18 protein-coding genes are annotated in these 21,358 nt (G+C 72.5%); 6 read left to right on the top strand and 12 right to left on the bottom strand.

Translation table 11 applies throughout. The features are described 5' to 3' along the window. Positions 1-60: 60 nt before the first annotated feature. The 11 genes from WN71_RS31370 to WN71_RS31320 form a co-directional block, all read right to left on the bottom strand. Positions 61-1,227, bottom strand: coding sequence for a M20/M25/M40 family metallo-hydrolase (locus WN71_RS31370; protein WP_046583869.1), 1,167 nt, complete (start codon positions 1,225-1,227; stop codon positions 61-63). Next, positions 1,220-2,059: a M55 family metallopeptidase gene (locus tag WN71_RS31365; protein ID WP_046583870.1), complete on the bottom strand. Its 840-nt coding sequence runs from the start codon at positions 2,057-2,059 to the stop codon at positions 1,220-1,222. The genes WN71_RS31370 and WN71_RS31365 overlap by 8 nt, the downstream gene beginning before the upstream one ends. Beyond that, positions 2,056-3,210, bottom strand: coding sequence for an o-succinylbenzoate synthase (menC, locus tag WN71_RS31360; RefSeq protein ID WP_046583871.1), 1,155 nt, complete (start codon positions 3,208-3,210; stop codon positions 2,056-2,058). The genes WN71_RS31365 and menC overlap by 4 nt, the downstream gene beginning before the upstream one ends. Continuing rightward, a complete protein-coding gene (locus tag WN71_RS31355) occupies positions 3,207-4,112 on the bottom strand; it encodes a hypothetical protein (RefSeq protein ID WP_143074892.1) in 906 nt (301 codons plus the stop codon). The genes menC and WN71_RS31355 overlap by 4 nt, the downstream gene beginning before the upstream one ends. After that, on the bottom strand, positions 4,109-5,137 hold the full coding sequence (locus WN71_RS31350) for an ABC transporter ATP-binding protein (protein WP_046583872.1): 1,029 nt from the start codon (positions 5,135-5,137) through the stop codon (positions 4,109-4,111). Before WN71_RS31350 ends, WN71_RS31355 begins: the two co-directional genes overlap by 4 nt. Then, positions 5,134-6,174: an ABC transporter ATP-binding protein gene (locus WN71_RS31345; protein WP_046583873.1), complete on the bottom strand. Its 1,041-nt coding sequence runs from the start codon at positions 6,172-6,174 to the stop codon at positions 5,134-5,136. Before WN71_RS31345 ends, WN71_RS31350 begins: the two co-directional genes overlap by 4 nt. Before the next feature lie 5 nt (positions 6,175-6,179). Further along, positions 6,180-7,133 (bottom strand): ABC transporter permease, encoded by a 954-nt coding sequence (locus WN71_RS31340; RefSeq protein WP_063777679.1) that lies wholly within the window; start codon positions 7,131-7,133, stop codon positions 6,180-6,182. Next, complete coding sequence (locus tag WN71_RS31335) at positions 7,130-8,191, bottom strand: ABC transporter permease (protein ID WP_046583874.1); 1,062 nt, start codon at positions 8,189-8,191, stop codon at positions 7,130-7,132. Before WN71_RS31335 ends, WN71_RS31340 begins: the two co-directional genes overlap by 4 nt. A 3-nt stretch (positions 8,192-8,194) precedes the next feature. After that, on the bottom strand, positions 8,195-10,039 hold the full coding sequence (locus tag WN71_RS31330; protein ID WP_046583875.1) for an ABC transporter substrate-binding protein: 1,845 nt from the start codon (positions 10,037-10,039) through the stop codon (positions 8,195-8,197). A 147-nt stretch (positions 10,040-10,186) separates the two neighbouring features. Then, positions 10,187-11,599, bottom strand: a complete 1,413-nt coding sequence (locus WN71_RS31325; protein WP_079178250.1) for a M20/M25/M40 family metallo-hydrolase — start codon at positions 11,597-11,599, stop codon at positions 10,187-10,189. Positions 11,600-11,730: 131 nt separating this feature from the next. Next, positions 11,731-12,822, bottom strand: a complete 1,092-nt coding sequence (locus WN71_RS31320; RefSeq protein WP_052742940.1) for a MurR/RpiR family transcriptional regulator — start codon at positions 12,820-12,822, stop codon at positions 11,731-11,733. Between the two features lie 128 nt (positions 12,823-12,950). On the opposite strand from WN71_RS31320, the gene WN71_RS31315 reads away from it, so the two are divergent. The 6 genes from WN71_RS31315 (at position 12,951) to WN71_RS31290 (ending at position 20,641) form a co-directional block, all read left to right on the top strand. Next, positions 12,951-13,649, top strand: a complete 699-nt coding sequence (locus WN71_RS31315) for a helix-turn-helix domain-containing protein (protein WP_206300189.1) — start codon at positions 12,951-12,953, stop codon at positions 13,647-13,649. A gap of 3 nt (positions 13,650-13,652) precedes the next feature. Beyond that, positions 13,653-15,038: a diaminopimelate decarboxylase gene (gene lysA, locus WN71_RS31310; RefSeq protein ID WP_167382972.1), complete on the top strand. Its 1,386-nt coding sequence runs from the start codon at positions 13,653-13,655 to the stop codon at positions 15,036-15,038. Positions 15,039-15,220: 182 nt separating this feature from the next. Beyond that, complete coding sequence (locus WN71_RS31305) at positions 15,221-17,284, top strand: prolyl oligopeptidase family serine peptidase (protein WP_046583877.1); 2,064 nt, start codon at positions 15,221-15,223, stop codon at positions 17,282-17,284. 138 nt (positions 17,285-17,422) lie between these two features. Continuing rightward, positions 17,423-18,787, top strand: coding sequence for a glutamate decarboxylase (gene gad / locus WN71_RS31300; RefSeq protein ID WP_046583878.1), 1,365 nt, complete (start codon positions 17,423-17,425; stop codon positions 18,785-18,787). 77 nt (positions 18,788-18,864) lie between these two features. Beyond that, entirely contained in the window at positions 18,865-19,467 is a 603-nt protein-coding gene (locus WN71_RS31295; protein WP_046583879.1) for a hypothetical protein, read from the top strand. Between the two features lie 103 nt (positions 19,468-19,570). Then, complete coding sequence (locus WN71_RS31290) at positions 19,571-20,641, top strand: NAD(P)/FAD-dependent oxidoreductase (protein WP_046583880.1); 1,071 nt, start codon at positions 19,571-19,573, stop codon at positions 20,639-20,641. Between the two features lie 26 nt (positions 20,642-20,667). On the opposite strand, the gene WN71_RS31285 is transcribed toward WN71_RS31290, so the two are convergent. Beyond that, positions 20,668-21,315, bottom strand: a complete 648-nt coding sequence (locus WN71_RS31285; RefSeq protein WP_046583881.1) for a TetR/AcrR family transcriptional regulator — start codon at positions 21,313-21,315, stop codon at positions 20,668-20,670. Between the last annotated feature and the right edge of the window lie 43 nt (positions 21,316-21,358).

Genomic DNA, 21,358 nt, shown 5'->3' with positions numbered 1-21,358 from the left:
CGCGGGGTTCTCACGCCCCCTGCGGCTGCGGGCGGCGACGGGGCGGACGAAGGCCGTCGGTCAGTGCGACTGGAGGAAGGCCGCGATGAGGGCCGCCCGCTCCAGCAAGGACGACAGCGAGGCGTGTTCGTCCTCGCCGTGTGCGCCCGCGCCCGCCGGTCCGAGCCCGTCGACGGTCGGGATGCCGAGCGCGCCGGTGAGGTTGGTGTCGCCCGCGCCGCCGGAGGAACCGAGCGGCAGTTCCAGGTCCAACGTGCCCGCCAGCGCCACGAGTTCGGCGGCCAGGGGGTTGCCGGGGTCCATCGCCCAGGCCGGGCGGTGGGACAGTCTCCGGGTGGACAGGTGGGCCCGCTGCCGGACCGGCGTCGGTTCCAGTACGGCCTTCAGCAGGGCCTGTTCGGTCTCGGGCGTGGCGTACCGCAGGCCGATCTCCGCCTCGGCGTGGTCGGCGACCACGTTGGCCCGGGTGCCGCCCGTGACGGTGCCGACGTTCAGCGCGGCGTCCGGCAAGGAGGCGGCCGTGGCCCGCAACGCGGCGAGCTGGTCGACGAGTTCGTCGATCGCGGAGACGCCGAGGGCGGCGTCGAGCCCGGCGTGGGCGCTGACCCCCCGCACGCTGAGCAGGACGCGGGCCACGCCCCGGCGGCCGATCTTCAACGCGCCGCCGGGCAGCGGCGGTTCGAGGCCGAGCACCGCACGGGCGCCCTCGGCGTGCCGGGCGACCAGACGGCTGCCGTCGGGGCTGCCGATCTCCTCGTCGTTGACCACCACCATGCGGACCGGGCGTCTCGGCGCGGCACCGGTGCGCGCGAGCAGGTCCATGGCCAGTTCGACCGCGACCAGGGAGCCCTTCATGTCGAAGACGCCGGGGCCGGTGACCGTGTCGCCGTCCTCGGCGAGCGTGAAGGGCCGCCGGGCGGCCGTGCCGGCCGGGAAGACGGTGTCGCTGTGGGCCACCAGGAGGGTGTGCCCGGGGGGCGCACCGTCGTCCGGGGACGGTGTCCCGCGGCCGTTCCAGTGCGCCACCAGGTGGTCGCCGCCCGGCCCCGGCGGGTGCTCGATCCGGTCCGCCGTGGCGGCGAGGCCCGCGGCGAGTTCCCTGCCGAACACGGCCGTGCGGTCGGCGTCCGCCGAGGGCGTCTCCAACGAGACCAGGCGCTCCCAGCGTTCGAGGACGGGGTCGCCGAACGTGCGGGAGAGAGCGAGCAGTTCGGTCGGCTCAGCCATAGCAGTTCTCCACGGCCGAGGTGACGACCCGGGTCAGCGCGCGGAAGCAGCGGATCGCCTCGTACATCGTCGGCAGCGTGAACCGCACGGTCAGCGGGTCGGTCTGGACGATTCCGGGGATGTAGCAGGCGGCGGGCGCGAGGTGGGCGGCGTCGAAGGAGACCTCGTAGGTGTAGCCCTCGGCGGGCGGGGCGATCGCGCCGGTGGGGGCGGGCAGGGCGGTGAGGCCCTCGCGGGCGGCCTCGGTGATCCGGGCGGCGCTCAGCTCCGGCGGCAGGCAGATCGCGGAGTAGCGGTCCACGCAGGTCTTGACCACGGCGTGCGCGGCGTGCGGCGCCCAGCCGCGGGCGTCCTCGCAGGCCAGGTCGTCACCGGTCACGAGGATCACCGGGACGCCGTACTCGTCGGCGAGGAGCGCGTTCATGCGGCCCTCGGAGGCCGGTTCGCCGTTGATGCGGACCGCGGTGATGGTGTTGGGCAGATAGGTGTGCGCGAGGACGCCGGGCTGGCCTGCTCCGGTGTGGTAGCCGACGAAGGCGACCGCGTCGGGGGAGCGGTCGACGCCCTCCATCATGCCGAGCGGCTTGTGGGTGCCGATGAGCAGCGTGGCCCGCCTGTCGAGCCGGTCGAGCAGCAGGTTGCGCTGGTCGGCGTGGGCCTCGTTGACGAGGATCTCCGTGGCGCCGGCGGCCGCGAGACCGGCGATCGCGGCGTTGACGTCGTCGGTGAGGAAGCGCCGGTGGTACTCCCATCTGGGGTGGCCGGGCTCGCAGTCGTCGGGGAAGGTGACGCCGGTGACGCCCTCCATGTCGGCCGAGATCAGGACCTTCATGCTGCCTGCTCCTTCGGGGCGGTGAGGTGGGCGCCCGGACGGATCCTCCAGGTGCGCACGGTGTGCCGCGCCAGTTCCTCGACGTCGACGTCCAGGCCGATGCCGGGGCGGGAGCGGGGCACGGCGACCATGCCGTCCACGGCGCGGATCGGCGGTGTGACGATGTCGCGCCGGTAGTACTTGTCGGAGCCGGAGACGTCCGAGGGCAGGGTGAACCCGGGCAGGCCCGCGAGGGCGAGGTTGGCGGCCCGGCCGATGCCGAACTCGTGCATTCCGCCGCACCACACCGGCACACCGGCCTGGAGGCACAGGTCGTGCACGGTCTTGGACGGGCCGAGCCCGCCGAGCCGGGACACCTTGATGTTGACGACGTCGGCGGCGCCCAGGTGCAGTGCGGTGCGCAGCACGTCCGCGGTGGTGACGGACTCGTCGAGGCAGACCGGGGTGTCGAGCCGCGCGGCGAGGCGGGCGTGCGAGAGCAGATCGGTGGCGGCGTACGGCTGCTCGATCATCAGCAGTCCACGGCCGTCCAACTCGGCGAGCACCGCCTCCTGTTCGGGTCGGTAGGCGGTGTTGGCGTCCACCTGGAGAGCGACGCCGGGGAAGGCGGCCTGGACGGCGCGGACCGGTTCGAGGTCCCAGCCGGGACGGATCTTCAGCTTGATGCGGCGGTAGCCGTCGGAGACATGCCGGGAGACCTGCGCGAGCAGCGCGTCGATCGTCGGCTCGATGCCGAGGCTCACCCCGGCGGGCACCGCGTCGGCCTCGGCGCCGAGCAGGTCCGCGAGGGGCTCGCCCTGCCGCTGCCCGTACAGGTCCCAGCAGGCCATGTCGAGGCCCGCGCGGGCGAAGTGGTTGCCGCTCACCTTCGCGGTGAGGCGGGCCGCCTCACCGGGGTGTTCCCAGGGCCGGCCGAGCAGCATCGGGGCCAGGTGCTCGCCGAGCACCTGCCAGCAGCTCCAGGTGGACTCGCCGCAGTAGTACGGGTCGCTGGGCGAGGCGCACTCGCCCCAGCCGACGCTGCCGTCCGTGGCGGTGGCGCGGACGACGATGTGCTCCAGGTGGGACTTGCGGTGCGAGCTGGTCTCGAAGGAGTGGACGAGGTCGAGCCGGACCAGCGCCAGCTCGATCTCGGCGAGAGTGACGGTCATGGGTGGGTCGTCCTACCGTGCGGGGCCCGGTCAGGGGCGGGGAAACGTGGCATGTGCGGCGGCCTGGGGGTGAAGCGGTACGCGGCGAGGCCGCCCCGCAGCCGTACGCAGGAGACGGCCGACCGGTCGGCGAGCAGCCGGGCGAACGTGCGGGTGAGCCGGGCGCGCAGCAGGGCGGCGTGCTCCGGGCCGGTCTCGGCCCGCAGCCGGTCCCAGTCGTCGGGCAGGACCACGATCCGGTCGTCGCCGTCGTCGTAGACCTCGCCGGCGCGGTGGCCGCCGGGCGGCGCGGCGGGTGCGGGCCAGGCCGGGCGTGCCGGGCCGTCCAGGTGCCAGGAGACGATGAAGCGGTCGGTGGACTCGCCGGTGGCGGCGCCGAAACCCGCGGTGCCGTACATCGCGGGCTTGAAGGAGTCCACGACCGCGCCGAGCACGTCCAGGTTGAAGTGGGCGTTGCGGGTCTGCATCGGATCGTACGCCCAGCGGATCAGCGTGGTGCCCTCCGCGAGACAGCGGTCGCGCTGGCCGAGCTTGAGCAGGCGTCCGATGCCGAGGCCCTGGCGCTCGTGCGCGACCACGGCGAGTTGCGAGTACTGGTACAGGCGCGGCCCGTAGCAGTCCATGCCGTTCGTGCGGTCCGTGCCGTGCTCGCGGGCGAGGAAGCTGTACGTGAATCCGACCAGGTCGTCGTCGAGATAGGCGCCGACGACCAGGCCGCTGTTGTGCTGGAGCGCGGTGAGCAGGCGCGGGTTGAGGCTGCCGTCGCCGGGACGCAGGCCCATGACCCGCTCGTACAGCGCGACGCAGTCGGCCATCTCGCGCGGGCCGTCCACGTCCCGCACGACCAGCGGCGGGCCGTGCGGGGACCGGCGTGCCGTCCTGGGTGTCGCCGTCGAGTTCACGAGACGCTCGCGAGGTGACACGCGGCCTGACCGCCGGCCGGCGCCTGCGCCGGCAGCACCGGCAGGGTACGCCGGTCGCAGCCCGCCTCCGCGCGGTCCGCCGCATCGAGGCCCGCCCACAGCGGGCAGCGCGGATGGAACCGGCAGCCCTCGGGCACGGCCGTCGGGTCCGGCGGCTCGCCCTGGAGCAGTTGCGGCCGCCCGCCGCGCGCGCCCTCGGCGGACACCACGGACAGGAGCGCCTTGGTGTACGGGTGGCGGGGCGCGAGCAGGACCTCCTCGACGGTGCCGACCTCGACGATCCGGCCCAGGTACATCACCGCCACCCGGTCGGCGATGTTCCAGGCCAGGCCCAGGTCGTGACTGACCACCAGGGACGACAGGCCGAGATCGCGGCGCAGGTCGAGGACGAGCTTCAGGATCTCGCCGCGCACCGAGGCGTCCAGCGAGGCCACCGGCTCGTCGGCGACGATCACGGACGGCTCCAGCGCCAGCGCGCCCGCGATCACGACGCGCTGCTGCTGACCGCCGGACATCTCGTGCGGGAAGCGCGACAGGAACTGCTCCGGCGGACGCAGCCCCGCCTTGGAGAGCGCGGTGTGCACCCGCTGTTCGAGGCCGTCCCGCATCCGGTGCAGCCGTGGCCCCTCGGCCACGGCGTCGAAGACGTTCTGCCGTGGGTTCAGCGCGCCGCCGGGGTCCTGGAGGACGAACTGCACCTTGCGGCGGTGCGCCTTGAGCGCGGCGCTCGTGTAGCGCAGCGGCTCGCCGTCGCACAGCACCTGCCCGGACGTCGGCTTCACCAGTCCGGTCAGCGCGCGGGCCAGGGTGGACTTGCCGCAGCCGGACTCGCCGATCAGCGCGAGGATCTCGCCGCGGCCCAGTTCGAGGTCGACGCCGTCCACCGCGCGGGCGGGGCCGCGGCCGGCCCGCGGCGGATAGGTGATGTGCAGGTCGCGGACCTCCAGCGCGGGCGCCGTGGCCGCGGTGGGTCCGGTGACGGTGCCGGTGGTGGTGGCGGTCATGAGCGCGCTCCTTCCGCGGAGGGTTCGGGCACGGGCGGGGCCGTGGCGACGTCGGGGAAACCGGGCAGCACCCGCAGGCACGCCGACAGCCGGTCCGGACCGGCCTGCACCAGACGTGCGGGCGTGGTCGCGCAGATCTCGTGCACGTCGGGGCAGCGGGCCGCGAACGGGCAGCCGGTGCCGAGGGCGGCCGGGTCGGGCGGGTCGCCGGGCAGGCCGGCTGGGGCCCTGCGGGAGGCGGGGTCGCCGATGGTGGGGAAGGCGCGGGACAGCGCCCGGGTGTAGGGGTGGCGCGGGTCGTCCAGGAGTTGGCGGGACGGGCCGGACTCGACCAGTTCACCGGCGTACATCACGGCCAGCCGGTCGCACATCTGGCCGAGGACGGACAGGTCGTGGCTGATCATGATGACGCCGATGCCCTCCTCGTGTACGAGGTCCGACAGCAGGTCCAGGATCTGGGCCTGCACCATCACGTCGAGCGCCGTCGTGGGCTCGTCCGCGATGATCAGGTTCGGGCGGCAGGCGAGCGCCATCGCGATCATGATGCGCTGGCGCTGGCCGCCGGAGAACTCGTGCGGGTAGCTGCGCATCCGACGGGCCGGGACGCCCACCGACTCCAGCAGTTCGGCCGCGCGGGTGCGGGCCTGCTTGTCGGTGATCCGGCCGCCGTCCTCGCCGGCCCTGCGGCCGTGCAGCAGGATCGGCTCGACGAGCTGGTCGCCGATGGTGTGCACCGGGTTGAGCGCGGTCATCGCGCCCTGGAAGACCACGGAGGCCTCCGCCCAGCGCACCGCGCGCATCCGGCTCCACTTGGCGGTGAGCAGATCCTCGCCCTGGTAGAGAACCTGGCCGGTGACCTTCGCGGCGGCCGGCAGCAGCCGCAGCAGGCTCATCGCCAGCGTGGACTTGCCCGAACCGGACTCGCCGGCCAGGCCGAGCGTCTGCCCGGCGTCCAGGGTGAGGTCCACCCCGCGCACGGCGGGCACCGTGCGCCCGCCGCCGCGATACGTGACCGCGAGGTCCTTGACCTCCAGCATCGGGTTCAACGCGTCTTCACCGACCTCGGGTTGAGAATGGTCTCCACGGCGCGGCCGGTCAGGGTGAAGCCGAGGACGACGATCAGGATGGCGATGCCCGGCGGGTACAGGTACCACCAGGCGCCGGAGGTGACGGCGCCGCCGCTGAGCGCCGAGTTGAGCATCGCGCCCCAGGAGATGCCCGTCGGGTCGCCCAGACCGAGGAAGGTCAGGGTCGCCTCGGACAGGATCGCCGAGGCCACCGTCAGGGTGGAGGAGACGAGGATCAGCGGGGTGACGTTCGGCAGGACGTGCCGCAGCATCACCTGCGGGCCGCCCGCGCCCAGCGCTCTGGCCCGCTCGATGAAGGGCTTGGCCTCCACCGCGAGGGTCTGCGCCCGCACCAGCCGGGCCGTGGAGGACCAGCTGGTGACCGCGATGGCGATCGTGATGGACGCGGTGCCCTGTCCGATCACCGCCGACAGGGAGATGGCGAGCGGCAGGCTCGGCAGCGCGATGAACCAGTCGGTGAGGTGCATCAGCGCCTTGCCGATCCAGCCGCCGTAGTGCCCGGCGACCAGGCCGATCGCGCTGCCCAGCACCACCGTCAGCACCGTGGCCATCAGACCGATGGACAGCGAGGAGCGCGCTCCCCAGATGACCAGCAGGAGGATGGAGCGCCCCTCCTGGTCGGTGCCGAGCGGGTAGCCGCCGGTGGGGGAGTGCAGGGAGGGCCCGTCGACCTTGATGACGTCGAGGTCGTTGTCGGAGATGAACAGCGGCGCGCAGATCGCCAGCAGGCCGAACACGACCAGGATGGTGAGGCCGGCGACGCCGGAGCGGATGCGGACGAAGGAGCGGACGAAGCCGGCGAGTCCGTTGCGGCGCGGCTTCGGCGCGGCCGGGGCCACCGGCGGCGCGGGGTCGGCCTCAGCCTGCGGCGGGGCGACGGCCAGGGTGAGGGGTTCGTGGTCGGTCACTGGGCACGCACCCGGGGGTCGAGGAAGCGGTAGATCACGTCGGCGAGCAGGTTCATGAGGATCACCGACGCGCTGAAGACGATGAACGTGCCCTGCAGCAGCGGCAGGTCGGGCACCTTCAGGGCCTGGTAGCTGAGCTGGCCGAGGCCCGGCCAGGAGTACACGGTCTCCACGGTGATGGCGCCGCCGAGCAGCGTGCCCACGTGCATGAAGATCATGGTGACCGAGGGCAGCAGCGCGTTGGGCACCGCGTGCCTGCGCCGTACGTCGTCGTCGCGCAGGCCCTTGGCCCGCGCGGTGAGCAGGTACGGGCTGCCCAGCTCGTCGATGATCGACGAGCGCATGACGGCGACGTACTGGGCGAAGATCACCAGGACCATGGTCAGGCAGGGCAGGACCAGGTGTTTGGCGACGTCGAGGACGTGGTCGAGGCCGCCGGTGATCGCCGGGTCGCTCATTCCGCCCGCGGGCAGGAAGCCGGGGATCGGGCCGATGCCGACGCTGAAGGTGATCAGCAGGATCATGCCCAGCCAGAACGTCGGCACCGACCACAGCGTCAGTGAGGCGCCGGTGGCGATGCGGTCCAGCCAACTCCCGTGCCTCCAGCCCGATCTGATGCCCAGCCAGAGACCGAGCACCACCGAGATGGCGGTGGCCGTGCCCATCAGCAGCAGGGTCGGCCACAAGCGGTCGCCGATGAGGGAGCTGACCGGCTGCTGGAACTCCCAGGAGGTGCCGAGGTGGCCGGTCAGGGTGTCGGTGACGAAGTGGAGGAAGCGTTCGGGCACCGACTGGTCCAGGCCGAGCTGGTGGCGCAGCTGCGCCATCTGTGCGTCGCTGGTGGGCCGGCCGCGGGTGATGGACTGCACCGGGTCGGCCGGCATCAGGCTGAACAGGACGAACCCGATGACGAGGGTGGCCAGGAAGCTGATGGCCGCGGCCACCAGCTTGGTGGCCAGGTAGCGGGCGAATCCGGAGCCGGGCCGGCGCCCGCCGCGCGGGGCGGCGGGCTCGGCCGTGACGGCGCCGGTGACGGTGGCGTCGAGGGTCTCTGGCACGGTCTACTCGCGGTCGTCGGAGGAGGAACGGCGGCGCGCGATGAGCACTCCGCCCGCGGCCAGTACGACCACGACGGCCGCCGAAGCGCCGATCACCGTGCCGGAGTTGCCGCCCGAGGAGGAGGACGAGGCGTTGGCGGGGGCCGCGTTCAGGTACTGGTGGAAGGAGTCCTGCGCGGGGTAGGCGCCGGCGGAGTTCGCCTTGCCGGACACGATGCCGCTCACCTTGTCGGTGCGGTAGGCGGCGAGACCGCTGGCGTTGTAGATCATGATGTTCTCGTTGGCCTTGTACAGGATGGCCTGCATCTGCCGGAGCAGGTCCGCGCGCTCCTTGTCGTCGAAGGCGCTCTGCTGACGCAGGAACAGGTCGTCGTAGTCCTTGTCGCAGAAGAACGAGTCCGTGCTGCCGCCCTCGCCCTTGCTGTCGGGCAGGGCCGAGCAGGTCTGGATGCCGAGCAGGTACGTCGGGTCGGGGCCGGTCGACCAGGAGTCCATCAGGATGTCCCAGTCGCCCTTGGCCAGGTCGGCGTTGAGCTTGGCGGAGCTCATCGACTGGATGTCGACCTTGACGCCGATCTCCTTGAACCAGCCGGAGAGATAGGTGGAGACCTTGGCGTCGGCGTCGTCGTCGGAGTGGATGCCCAGGCGGAACTCCAGCTTGCGGCCCGACTTCGGGTCGACGCGGATGCCGTCCTTGCCCTTCTTGTAACCCGCCTCGTCCAGCACGGAGTTGGCCTTGGTGGGGTCGTAGTCGAACTTCTCCGAGGCGGAGGGCTGCCACGCGTACTGCGGCAGCGACTGCGGCAGGTAGCTGCCGCCGACCTCGGCCAGGCCGTCGCGGACCTTCTTCACGATGGTCGCCCGGTCGATGGCGAGCGCGAGCGCCTCACGCACCTTGGAGTCGGCGAGTGCCGGGTGACCGGTGCCGATCTTCTTGCCGTCGCGGGTGCGGGCGCCGCCGTTGACCTCGATGCCGTTCCAGCGGTTGCCGACCTGCTCGTAGGCCTTGATGCCGGACTGGCCCTTGAGCGCCTGGTACTGGGTGGGGTTGAGGCCGCTGACGTAGTCCAACTGCCCCGAGCGCAGGGCCGCCACGGCGGCGTCCGTGTTCTTGAAGGACTGCTCGATCATGTGGTCGTACTTGGGCGCGCCGAGCAGGAAGTCCTTGTTCGCGTCGAACTTGGCGTACTGCTCGGGCTTGTAGTCCGTGAGCGTCCACGGGCCGTAGCCGACGATCGGGAAGCTGTCGTTCTTGTAGTTCTTGAGGTCCTTCACGTGGGACTCCCAGATGTGCTTCGGCACGATCGGGATGCCCGAGACCGGGATGCTGACCGACAACATGGTGGCCTGCGGCTTCTTGGTCTTCACGACCAGCGTGGTGGCGTCCGGCGCGGTGACGGAGGCGAAGTTGCTCACCAGGGAGCCGTTGGCGGTGGCCGCCGTGGAGTTGGTCATGATCAGGTTGAACGTCCAGGCGGCGTCCTCGGCCGTGATCGGCTTGCCGTCGCTCCACTTCAGACCCTTGTGGATCTTGAAGGTCCAGGTGAGCTTGTCGCTGGAGGTGGTCCAGGAGTCCGCCAGGTAGGGCTTGACGGTGCCGTCCTGCTCCACCCGGTCCAGCGCCGGGTAGATGCCGGAGAACACGTCCAGGCTGCCGGCGAAGTAGGCGAGGAACGGGTTGAGGGAGTCGATGCCGATCCCGGTGATCGGCATCCGCAGGGTGCTGCTGCCGTCCTCGGCCGAGGCGGCCGGGGCGAGTGCGAGCCCCGCGGCGGTGGCGAGCAGCACTGAGGTGGCGAGCGCGGCGGCCTTGCGGCCGGTTCTGCGCAGGGGGGCGGGCGTGATCATCGTGGACTTCTCCTGGGGACGCGGGCGACCGTGGGATGCATTTATTGGTACATACATTGGTGCGCACATTGGTTCATGCATTGGTGTATGCATGCATATGGGTGTGCGGGGTGCGGGGTGCGGGGTGCGGGGTGCGGGACTGCGGGGCTAGGCGCCGGTGTTCGCGGTGACGCCGAGGCCGGTGCCGGTGCTCGTGGCGGTGTTCACGCCGGTGCCGGTGCGCAGGAAGTCCTCCAGCACCCGTACGCCGAACTCCAGACTGCTGACGAGGACCTGCTCGTCGACACCGTGCACATACCGCCACGCGTCGAAGCCGGGCGGGGTCAGGCCGGGGCCGAACCCGTAGCACTGGATGCCCAGTCGGGTGAACGCCTTGGCGTCGGTGCCGCCCGACATGATGAACGGCAGCACCAGCGCCCCGGGATCGGCGCGGCGCAGCGCCGCCGCCATCTCCTCGAACGCGGGCGCGGTGTGGTCCGCGGAGACCGGCGCGGCGAAACTGTGGAAGGACCGCGAGACCTTCTCGCCGAGCAGGGCGTCCACGGTCGCGAAGAAGTCCTCCTCCGCGCCCGGCAGGATCCGGCCGTCCACGGCGGCCGTCGCCTCGCTCGGAATGACGTTGTGCTTGTAACCCGCCTTCATCATGGTCGGGTTGAGCGTGTTGGCGACGGTGGCCTCGACCAGTCTGGCCGCCTCGCCCAGCTGCGCGAGGGACGCCGGGTCCGCCGGGTCGACCGTGACGCCCAGCCGGGCCGAGAGCCCCTCCAGCAGCGCGGCCACGGGCGGTACGACCCGCACGGGCCAGCGGTGCGCGGCCAGTGCGGCGAGCGTCGCCGCGAGGGTGGCGACGGCGTTGTCCGAGCCGGGCCGGGAGCCGTGGCCCGCCGCGCCCCGCGCCGTCAGGTCCATCCAGGCGCTGCCGCGCTCGCCGACGGCGATCGGGTAGAGCCGGGAGGAGTCCGGCAGATGGACCGAATAGCCGCCGGACTCGCCGATCGCGGTCGTGACGCCCTCGAAGAGGTCCGCGTGCCGGTCGACGAGGAAGCCCGCCCCCAGCTCGCCGGTGTCCTCCTCGTCCGCGACGAACGCCATCACGATGTCGCGCGCCGGCCGTACCCCGCGGCGCGCCCAGGACCGGGCGGCCGCGAGCATCATCGCGTCCATGTCCTTCATGTCCAGCGCCCCGCGACCGAGGATCGCGCCGTCGCGTATCTCCCCGCAGAACGGGTCGAAGCTCCAGTCGGCGGGCGCGGCCGGAACCACGTCGAGGTGGCCGTGGACCAGCAGCGCCGGGGCGTCGCGGTCCTCGCCGGGGATGCGGACCACGGTGCTGGCCCGGCCCGGGGCCGACTCCAGCACGACCGGCTCGTAGCCGGACTCGGCGAGCAGCCCGGCGGTCCACTCGGCCGCCTCCCGCTCACCGCGGGAGTCGCCACCGCCGTAGTTGCTGGTGTCGAAACGGATCAACCGGGCGCACAGCTCGGTGACTTCGGAGATCAGTGCGGCGTCCTCGGCGGGGGCGGGAGCGCCGCCGCCCTGGTCGAGGGAGGAGTCGTTCATAGGGGGAACCACCACGTGCTTTCCCGGCGACAGGGCGCGAGGACGGGGCCTCTGCCGCCGATGGCTCAGCGAGAAGGACTCGCGGAAACGGGGAACAGACGGGACGGGGGAGGGTGCGGGAGGCGGGGCGGTCACCGCGTGTGCGGCGGCTCGTCCCCGGGGACGGCCGGTAAGCCGGAGGGGTTGTCCGTGGCGCGGGCGGACGGGTCGCTCGTGGCGCGGTCTGTGGCGGGGGTGGACGGGGCGTCCGTGGCGCGGGTGGACGGGGCGTCCGTGGCCCGGATGCCGTGTCCCGGGAGATCCGGCGCGCCCGCCGCCCCGCCCTCCGTCGCGGCGGACGGCGTCTCGCCCAGGCCGTAGCTGCCCAGGGAGCGGAAGAGCTCCGCTCGGCGCCGGCTGCGCCGGGCCGCCCCCTTGGCGCCCGCGGCGGCCAGTGCCGCCAGCACATGGGCCGCCGCCGCCACCGCCGTGGGAGAGTGGTGCGGCGACTCGCTGCGGGTGTCCACCGCCAGTACGTGCGAGGCGAAGGCGCACACCGGACTGGTGTAACTGTCCGTCAGCGCGATCACCGAGGCGCCCAGCGCGTGGAACTCCCGGGCCACGTCCACCGTCAGCCGGCTGTAGTTGCGGAAGCTGAACACGACCAGGACGTCTTCCGTGTGCGCGTCGCTGATCGCGTTGACCGCGGCGCCCGTGGCTGGCGGTACGAGGAACACGTCCCGCATGCTGCTGGTGAGGTCGCTGGTCAGCAGCGACGCGTACCCGGCGGACTTCAGGTCGCCGAGCACCCACCGCCGCCGCGCCCGCAGCAGGGCCGCGGCCGCCAACTCCAGGGCGCCGTTGGCCTGGAGATCGGCCAGCGTGCGGCGGAGGTTGCCCTCCTCCGCGGTGATCATCCGGCGCAGCGCCGACCGCTCCCGCGGCTCGGACTCCGGGTCGCGGCTGGTGAACCGCAGATCCGGCTCCGCCAGGCGCAGACCGCTCTCCCGGGCCGCGAGCAGGCGCAGGTCGTCGGTCGAGGCGACCCCGGCCGCCGCCAGCAGGCCGTCGAGGTCCGCGGCGCTCGCGTCGGCCGCCCGCAGCAGTTGACCGGGACGGCGCTCCAGCGAGGCCGGGTAGTCCTCCGCAACCACCTCGAACAGGCGCTGCGCCGCGGGCCCGCACAGTACGGCGGCCGCCCGCAGCAACTCGAGGGTCGGCGTCGGCGCCAGCGGTCCGGTCACTGCTCACCCCTCCGGTTCAGGGCAGCCCACACCCGAGAGTCCGGCTGCTGAACTGCGTCTCTGCTGACAGTTAAACGGCGGTGTCAGATTGCTTGATCTAAGCGATGCGTGAGTCTTACTGTCGCCGCATGACCTCGTCAAGAGCCACCGGCGCGGAAAACTCTTCGGCCGATCCCCCCGACCCGGAACAGAACTTGCGTCGCGGCCCGGACACGGGTTCGGGCGCGGAGGCGGCGCCCGCGCCCCCGAAGGGCAGCACGCCCCCCGACCGGGCGGACACCGGCGACGTGCTCGCCGCCTCCGTCGCCCGTGTGCGCCGCGCCGCCGGACTCACGCTCAGCGCGGTGGCGACCCGGGCCGGCGTCTCCCCGGCGTACGTCTCCCAGATGGAGTCCGGCGCCGCCAACCCCACGGTCCGCACCCTCGGTCAGATCGCCGACGCCCTCGGCGCCACCCCCGCCGAACTCCTCGGCGGCACCACGCCGGTCGCCCCGGCGGCCGCCCCGGGCTTCCCGCCGCGCTTCGCCCCGGCACCGCTGCTCGCCCAGGCCGACGGGCACCGCGGCATCTTCGACCTCACCGCCCCCGGCGCGACCCGGCTCGGAGCCCGGCTGCTCCACGCCGACCTCGGCGACCACGACCACCCGACGGCCCACCCCGGCGAGGAGTTCGCACACGTCCTCGCCGGTTCCTGCCGGGTGTCGGTGGGCGGCGCCGTACGGCTGCTGCGCCGCGGCGACAGCTGCCACTTCGCCGCCACCGACGAACACCACTTCACCGACCCCAGCGACGACCTGCTCATGCTGGTCGTCCTCACCGAGGAGTAGCCCGTGCCCACCGCCGCATCCCTGCCCGCCCCCGCAGGGACCGAGCTGCCCGACGGACTGGCCCCCGCGGCCTCCCCGGAGACCGCCCCCGAGGTGTGGCCGCTGACCGCCCGGACCGTCGACGGCCGACTGCACGTGGGAGGCGTGGCCCTGGACGACCTGGCCGCGGCCTGCGGCACCGCGCTGTACGTCGTGGACGAGGCCGACTTCCGCCACCGCGCCCGCAGTTGGCGGGCATCCGGCGCGGACCGGGTGCACTACGCCTCCAAGGCGTTCCTGTGCGCGGAGATGGTCCGCTGGGTCGACTCCGAAGGACTCCACCTGGACGTGTGCAGCGGAGGCGAACTCCGGATGGCCGTCGACACCGGCTTCGACCCCGCCCGGATCGTCTTCCACGGCAACAACAAGTCCGTGGCCGAACTGGAGGCCGCAGTCGCCCACGGCGTCGGGGTCGTGGTCGTCGACTGCCTGGAGGAGATCGACCGGCTCGCGGCCGCCGCCGCGGCGGCCGGCCGCGTCCAGGACGTGTACGTCCGCATCGCCCCCGGCGTCGCCGCCGAGACCCACGACTACATGGCCACCGGCGGCGACGACGTCAAGTTCGGCTTCCCGGTCCGCGGCGGCCACGCCGAACGCGCCGTCCTCGCCGTCGCCGACCGCCCCGCGCTGCGACTGGCGGGCGTGCACTCCCACATAGGCTCACAGATCACCGCGACCGAGGGGCTGACCCTCGCCGCCGAGCGGGTCGGCGCCTTCGTCGCGGCGCTCGCCGAACGGCACGGCATCACGGTCGACGAGATCGACCTCGGCGGCGGCGCTGGCATCCCCTACCTGCCCGGCCAACCACGCCTGGAGCCGACCGAGTTCACCGCCGCGCTGCGCGCCGGACTGGACCGGGCGCTGCCCGGGGCGCCGGTCCGCCTCGCCGTCGAACCCGGCCGTTCGATGATCGGCACCGCCGGCGTGACGCTCTACCGCGTGGGTGCGGTCAAGGACGGCCTGCGCCGCCGGTTCGTCTCCGTCGACGGAGGCATGAGCGACGCCCTGCGGCCCTCCCTCTACCTGGCCCGCTACACCGCCTGGACCGCGAACCGGACCGCCGAGGGCGGGCCCGTGCACGCCGTGGTCGTCGGCCGCCACTGCGAGAGCGGGGACGTCGTCGTGCCCGACATCGCCCTGCCGGACGACATCGCCGCCGGCGACCTCCTCGCGGTCCCCGCCACCGGCGCCTACCACCACGCCATGGCCAGCAACTACAACGCCCAGCCCCGGCCCGCCGTCGTCGCCGTACGCGACGGCGAGGCGCGCCTGATGGTCCGCCGGGAGACCCCGGAGGACCTGCGCCGCCGCGACGCCCACGGCGAACCGGTGCAACTGAACACGGTGTGATCCGCGGGACCGGGCCGCCGCGCCCGTCCGCCGCGCCCGTCTCTCGCGGACGCCGGTCCTACGGCGTCTCGTCCGGGCCGACCCCGATCCGTCCCGGGCCGGCCCGGACCCCCGCCCGTCCCGTGACGGCGCCGACCCCCTGCCCCGTCCCGCCTTCCGCCCCGCACCCGGAGTGTCCACTCATGCCCAGCACGTCCCACCTGCCCTACGGCACCTGGCCGTCACCGATCACCGCCGAGGCGGTCGCCGACGCCTCCGGGTCCACCGCCTGGCCCTCCGGGGCAGGGGAGGAGAACTGGTGGTGCGCCTCCGACCCGGCCACCGCGACCGTACGACTGCTGCGCAACGCCCCCGGCCACGAGCAGCCCGTGCCCGTGCTCGCCCCCGGCATCTCGGTCCGCAACCGCTCGCTCGGCTACGGCGGCAAGCCGTACTGGGTGCGCCCCGCCGCGCCCGGCGCCGACAGCCACCTGCTGGTCTTCACCGACCACCGCGACCAGCGGCTCCACCGCGCCGAAGTACCCCGCATCGGGACGGCGTCGGAGACGGCCTTCCCGGCGACCGCGCCGCTCACCCCGGCCGATCCGCCCGGCCGGGAGACCTGCTGGGCCGACCCGGTGCCGTCACCCGACGGGACCGAGGTGTGGTGCGTGCGCGAGACCACCCGCGCCGCGACCGGACCGGACGACGCCGACCCGGCCGCCCGCACCACCCGCGACATCGTGGCCGTACCGCTGTCGGGCGCCGCCGCGGACGACCCCGAGGCCCTGCGCGTGGTCGCCCGCTCGCACCACTTCCTCTCCGGACACCGCCCCAGCCCGGACGGCCGCAGGCTCGCCTGGATCGGCTGGGACCACCCCCATATGCCGTGGGACAGCTCCGAGTTGATGGTCGCCGAACTGCGCGACGGCGTCGCGGGCGAGGCCGTACGGCTGTGCGGCGGCAGCCACGACGGCACCGAGGTCTCCGTCTCCCAGGCGGAGTGGGCGGACCCCGACACCCTCTACGCCATGGCCGACCCCGACGGCTGGTGGAACCTGCACCGTGTCGACCTCGCGGCGGACCGGCCCGAGGCGCTGAAGATCGCCAACGTCCTTCCCCTGGAGGAGGACTGCGCCGGCGCCGTCTGGCGGGTGGGCCCCGCCTGGTTCACCGTGTCCCCGTACGGCGTGGTGTTCGCGCACGGCAACGGGCCGCAGAAACTCTCCCGTTGGAGCCCCGAGGACGGCAGCCTGAGCGAACTCGCCCCAGGCTGGAGCAGGTTCCAGGGCGACCTGTGGTCGGACGGCGAACGGGTCCTGGTCCGATCCGCCGATCCCGCCCTCGGCTCCGCCCTGTTGTCGGTCCCCCTCGCGCCCGGCGCCGGACCGGCCCTGCGCGTGCGGCCCGAGTCGGAGGACCCGCTGGCCGCGTGGCAGCCGCTGCCCGAACGCCGTACCGTCCACGACGCGCAGGGCCGCCCGGTGCACTACGTACTGCACCGCCCGAGCCACCCCACCGCCACCGCACCCGACGGCGAACTCCCGCCGCTGCTGGTGCAGGTGCACGGCGGCCCCACCAGCACCTGCGGCCTCACCGCCGACCTGGAGTACTCCTTCTTCACCAGCCGCGGCTTCGTCGTCGCCGACGTCGACTACGGCGGCTCCACCGGCTACGGCAGGGCCTACCGCGACCGCCTGCGCGGCGGGTGGGGCGTCGTGGACGTCGACGACTGCGTCACGGTCGCCCGCGCCCTGGCCGCCGAGGGCCTGGCCGACCCGGACCGTACGGCGGTGCGCGGCGGCTCGGCCGGCGGCTGGACCACGCTGGCCTGCCTGGCCCACACCGACGCGTTCTGCGCGGGCACCGTCTACTACCCCATCAGCGACCCGGCGAGCTGGCGGGCCGAGCAGACCCACGACTTCGAGTCCCGGTACGTCGACACACTGGTCGGCGTCCTGCCGGAGGACCGGGCCCGCTTCGAGAAGATCTCACCCGCCGCCCACGCCGACCGCATCACCGCACCCCTGGTCATGCTCCAGGGCGCGGACGACTTCATCTGCCGCCCGGACCAGGCCACCCGGATCGTGGACCACCTCGCCGAACGCGGCGTGTGGCACCGCTTCCTCCTCTTCGAGGGCGAGGGCCACGGCTTCCGCAAGGCGGACAGCGTCCGCCGCTCCCTCCTGGCCGAGGTCGCCCTGTACCGCGAGGCCCTCGGCGCCCACATCGCCCCCGACGTACCGGCGGTTACCGACACCCTCTGATCCCGGCGGGCTCCGGCCTCGCCCTCAGGATTTCGACCACGGACGTGGCCCGGGAAGGTACGCCGTTCGCGTGCATCCCGAGCCCCGTCCACAGGTCCTGGGCACGGCTCCCTGCCCGGCCGTGGTTGAGTCACCGGTATGACCAAGAGTGACGCTGCGGATCTGTTCGGCAACCGTTTCCTGACCGTGCCCGCCCCTGCGGAGAAGTTTCCCGAGGAGGGCATGACGGCGACGGACGCCATGCGGCTCGTGGACGTGGATCTCGCCATGGAGGGTGATCCGCAGCGGAATCTCGCCACGTTCGTCACCACGTGGATGGAGCCGGAGGCGCAACGGCTGATCGCCGAAAACCTCCACCGCAACTTCATCGACCACGCGGAGTACCCCATCTCCGCCGAGATCGAGCAGCGATGCGTGCGCATGCTGGCCGACCTCTTCCACGCTCCGGGCCCGACAGCCGGCTGCCGGACCCAGGGATCGTCCGAGGCGATCATGCTCGGCGCGCTGTCGCTGAAGTGGAAGTGGCGCGAGCGCCGCCAGGCGGCCGGTCTGTCCACCGACCGGCCCAACCTGATCTTCGGGGGAGACGTCCACGTCGTATGGGAGAAGTTCTGCCGCTACTTCGACGTCGAGCCGCGGATCGTACCGCTGTCCGAGGGCAAGTACACGATCGGCCCCGAGGACGTGGCACCCCACCTCGACGAGAACACGATCGGCGTCGTCGCCGTCCTCGGCACCACGTTCACGGGCCACAAGGACGACGTCGTCGGGATCGACAAGCTCCTGCGGGACGTCCGCAAGGAGCGGGACCTCGACATCCCGATCCATGTCGACGGAGCCAGCGGCGCCTTCGTGTGGCCCTTCCTCTACCCGGACTCGAAATGGGACTTCCGGCTCGAACAGGTCCGTTCCATCAACGTCTCGGGCCACAAGTACGGCCTGGTCTACCCCGGCATCGGCTGGCTGGTCTTCCGCGAGGAGTCCGACCTGGCCAAGGACCTCGTCTTCTACGAGAACTACCTGGGCAAGACCGACGCGACGTTCACCCTGAACTTCTCCACCGGTGCGTCGATGGTGCTCGCGCAGTACTACAACTTCGTACGCCTCGGCCGTCAGGGTTACACCTACGTCATGAAGACGATGCAGGAGAACGCCCGGGCCCTGGCGGACAACCTGCGCGACAGCGGCCGCTTCGAAGTGATCGGCAGCGACCTCGAGCAACTGCCGCTGGTCGCCTTCCGCCTCGTCGGTGACCACGCCTACGACGAGTCCGATGTCGCCTGGCAGCTCTCGGCGGAGCGGAGCTGGATGGTGCCGGCGTACACGCTCCCGCCCAACGCGGAGCGGGTGAAGATCATGCGTGCCCTGGTCAAGGAGACCCTGAGCCGCGAGCAGATCGACCGCCTGAGCCAGGACATCGCCGACGCGTGCAGCACCTTGGACGCCAAGGGCGCGACGCACGGGCACGAGCGGGCCCAGGTCAAGCGCGGCACCGGCTACTGACGTCCGCACCGGCACCCGGAGAAGGAAGGCGCGGAACTCGGATGACGGAGGGCCACGGTGGGCGCTAGCGTGCGGCGGTGATCAGCTTCGAGGGAACGCGTCTGGGTGCGGTGGCCGCACGTCGTCTGGCGGAGACAGGTCTCTATGAGTTCGAACCGGGGCTGACGGACGCCGAGTTCGAGCGCATCGAGCGCGAGTACGGCTTCGAGTTCGCGGACGATCACCGGGCGTTCCTCGCGGCGGGTCTTCCGGTCAACGTGCCTCCCGAGGACGGGCAGACCTGGTCCAGGCCCTGGCCGGAATGGCGCGGCGGCGACCTGGACAGCGTACGACGGCAGCTCGACTGGCCGGTCGAGGGTGTTCTGCTCGATGTCGAGCGCAACGCGTTCTGGTACGACGGCTGGGGTGCGCGTCCGGCTGACAGGGCCGCGGCGCTGGATACGGCCCGGCATCACCTGCGCCAAGTGCCGGTGCTGGTGCCCGTGTACGCCCACCGGTACCTGCCCGCCGGTCGGGGAGGCTTCGGACATCCCGTGCTCTCGATGTGGCAGACCGACATCATCTACTACGGGCTGGACCTGGTCGACTACATGCACCAGGAGTTCGACGAGGCGCGGGGCGAGGTCGATGAGACCTGGAGCCCCCGGGCGACGGCTCCCTTCTGGCGGGATCTTCTCTGACTCCTCACCCGCGCCGACGGTCCGCAGGCATCCGTGATCGAGCATTTTGCCGAAACGGCATGTTGCTTTGCCGGAATGGCGTCGCCGGCCGCACGGTGGGGGCATGGGCGAGCGAGCGATGACGCAGAGGGACGGAACGTGCTGGGACGTCGTGGTGGTCGGGGGTGGCGCGGCGGGTCTGTCGGCCGCGCTGACCCTGGGCCGGGTGCGGCGGTCGGTGCTGGTGATCGATTCGGGTGAGCCGCGCAACGCTCCGGCCGTCGACGTCGGTGCGCACGGTGTCCTGGGACGGGAGGGCGTCTCGCCGCTGGAGCTGTTGCGCCTGGGGCGTGAGGAGGTTGCTGCCTTCGGCGGCCGTGTCGTCTCCGGCCGCGTCGCGCACGTGCGCCGGGACGGCGAGGAGTTCTCGGTGGCCACCGAGGACGGGCAGCGGGTGCGGGCGCGGCGGGTGCTGGTGACGACGGGGCTGGTCGATGAACTGCCGGAGCTGCCGGGCCTGGCCGAGCGATGGGGGCGCGATGTCCTGCACTGCGTGTACTGCCATGGGTGGGAGGTCCGCGACCGCGCGATCGGGGTGCTCGGCAGCGTCCATCAGGCGCTGCTGTTCCGGCAGTTGTCCAAGGACGTCACCCTGTTCCTGCACGAGGGCGCGGAGCCGACCGAGGAGCAGTGGGAGCAACTGGCCGGGTTGGGCGTGAGCGTGGTCGAGGGCGCGGTCGAACGTCTCGTGGTCGACGAGGAGAAGGACAGGCTGGCGGGGATGCGGCTGGTGTCGGGCGTGGTGGTGCCGGTGGAGGAGCTGGTGGTGGCCCCGCGGTTCGTGGCGCGCGCCGATTTCCTCGACGGGCTGGGCCTGACGGTGCGGGAGCACCCGATGGGGATCGGCGAGCAGGTGGTGGTGGACGGCTCCGGCTTCACCGGGGTCGCGGGGGTGTGGGCGGCGGGCAACGTCAGCGACGTGCTGGCGGGTGTTCCGCAGGCCATGGCCGCCGGAGTGGGGGCGGCCGCGGCGATCAACGCGGATCTGGTGATGGCCGATGCCGGTCGTGCGGCCGCCTCCCGTGTCGTGGGCCCCGGCGGCGACGTGTGCACCGGGCCGACGGAGGCTGCCGTGTCGCGGCGGGTGCTGGGTGCCCGCGCGCACGGCCTGGACGGCCTCGTGGACGGTGGCTGAGCGTTCCCGCCCCTGTCCGGACGCGCTCAGTCTCCGGCGGCCGGTGACAAGGTGCCCGCGGTCAGGCCCAGCTCGGTCTCCATCACTGTGCGTACCACGTCGCGGATCGGCGCCAGGCGCTGCTGGAGGCTGGTGTTGATGTACGCGCTGGTGCCGTCGACGGCGACGAGGATGCGTACGGCGGCGGCCCAGGGGTCGGCGCAGGTGAACGCACCCGACCGTACTCCCTGGTCGATCATCGCCTCGATGCGGCGGCACCAAAGGAGCTCCTGCCGTACCACCTGTTCGTGCAGGAGCGGGCGATAGCGGGCCAGGTGGCGGGCGTTGAGCCACAGCCGGCTGATGTCGTCGAACTCCTCGCCCGATGTCAGGGCCAGGAACCGGCGCAGCATGCCCAGCACCCCCCCGTCGTCGTGTGCTCCGGCATCGCTCGGGAGCAGTCCGTCGAGCTCGTCGGTGGTGGCGTCGGCGAACGCCTCGGCCACGAGTTCCTCGGCGACGGGGAAGTAGTGGCTGACCAGCCCCGGCCGCACGCCGAGCTCGTCGGCGACCCGGCGCAGGGTGATGCACTCCAGCCCCTCGGTCAGTCCGAGCGTCGCCGCCGAAGCGACGATCTCGCTGCGCCGTTCGGCGGGGGCTTTGCGCACGCGCTTGACCGTGGCTCTTGACGTCATGGGCCGAATGTTATTGAGTGTGCAGCCAATAAGCAATTGTTCA

This window comes from Streptomyces mangrovisoli (assembly GCF_000974985.2).
Lineage (GTDB): Bacteria > Actinomycetota > Actinomycetes > Streptomycetales > Streptomycetaceae > Streptomyces > Streptomyces mangrovisoli.
Note: the sequence above shows the minus strand (reverse complement) of the source record. Positions and strands in the feature narration are given on the sequence as shown.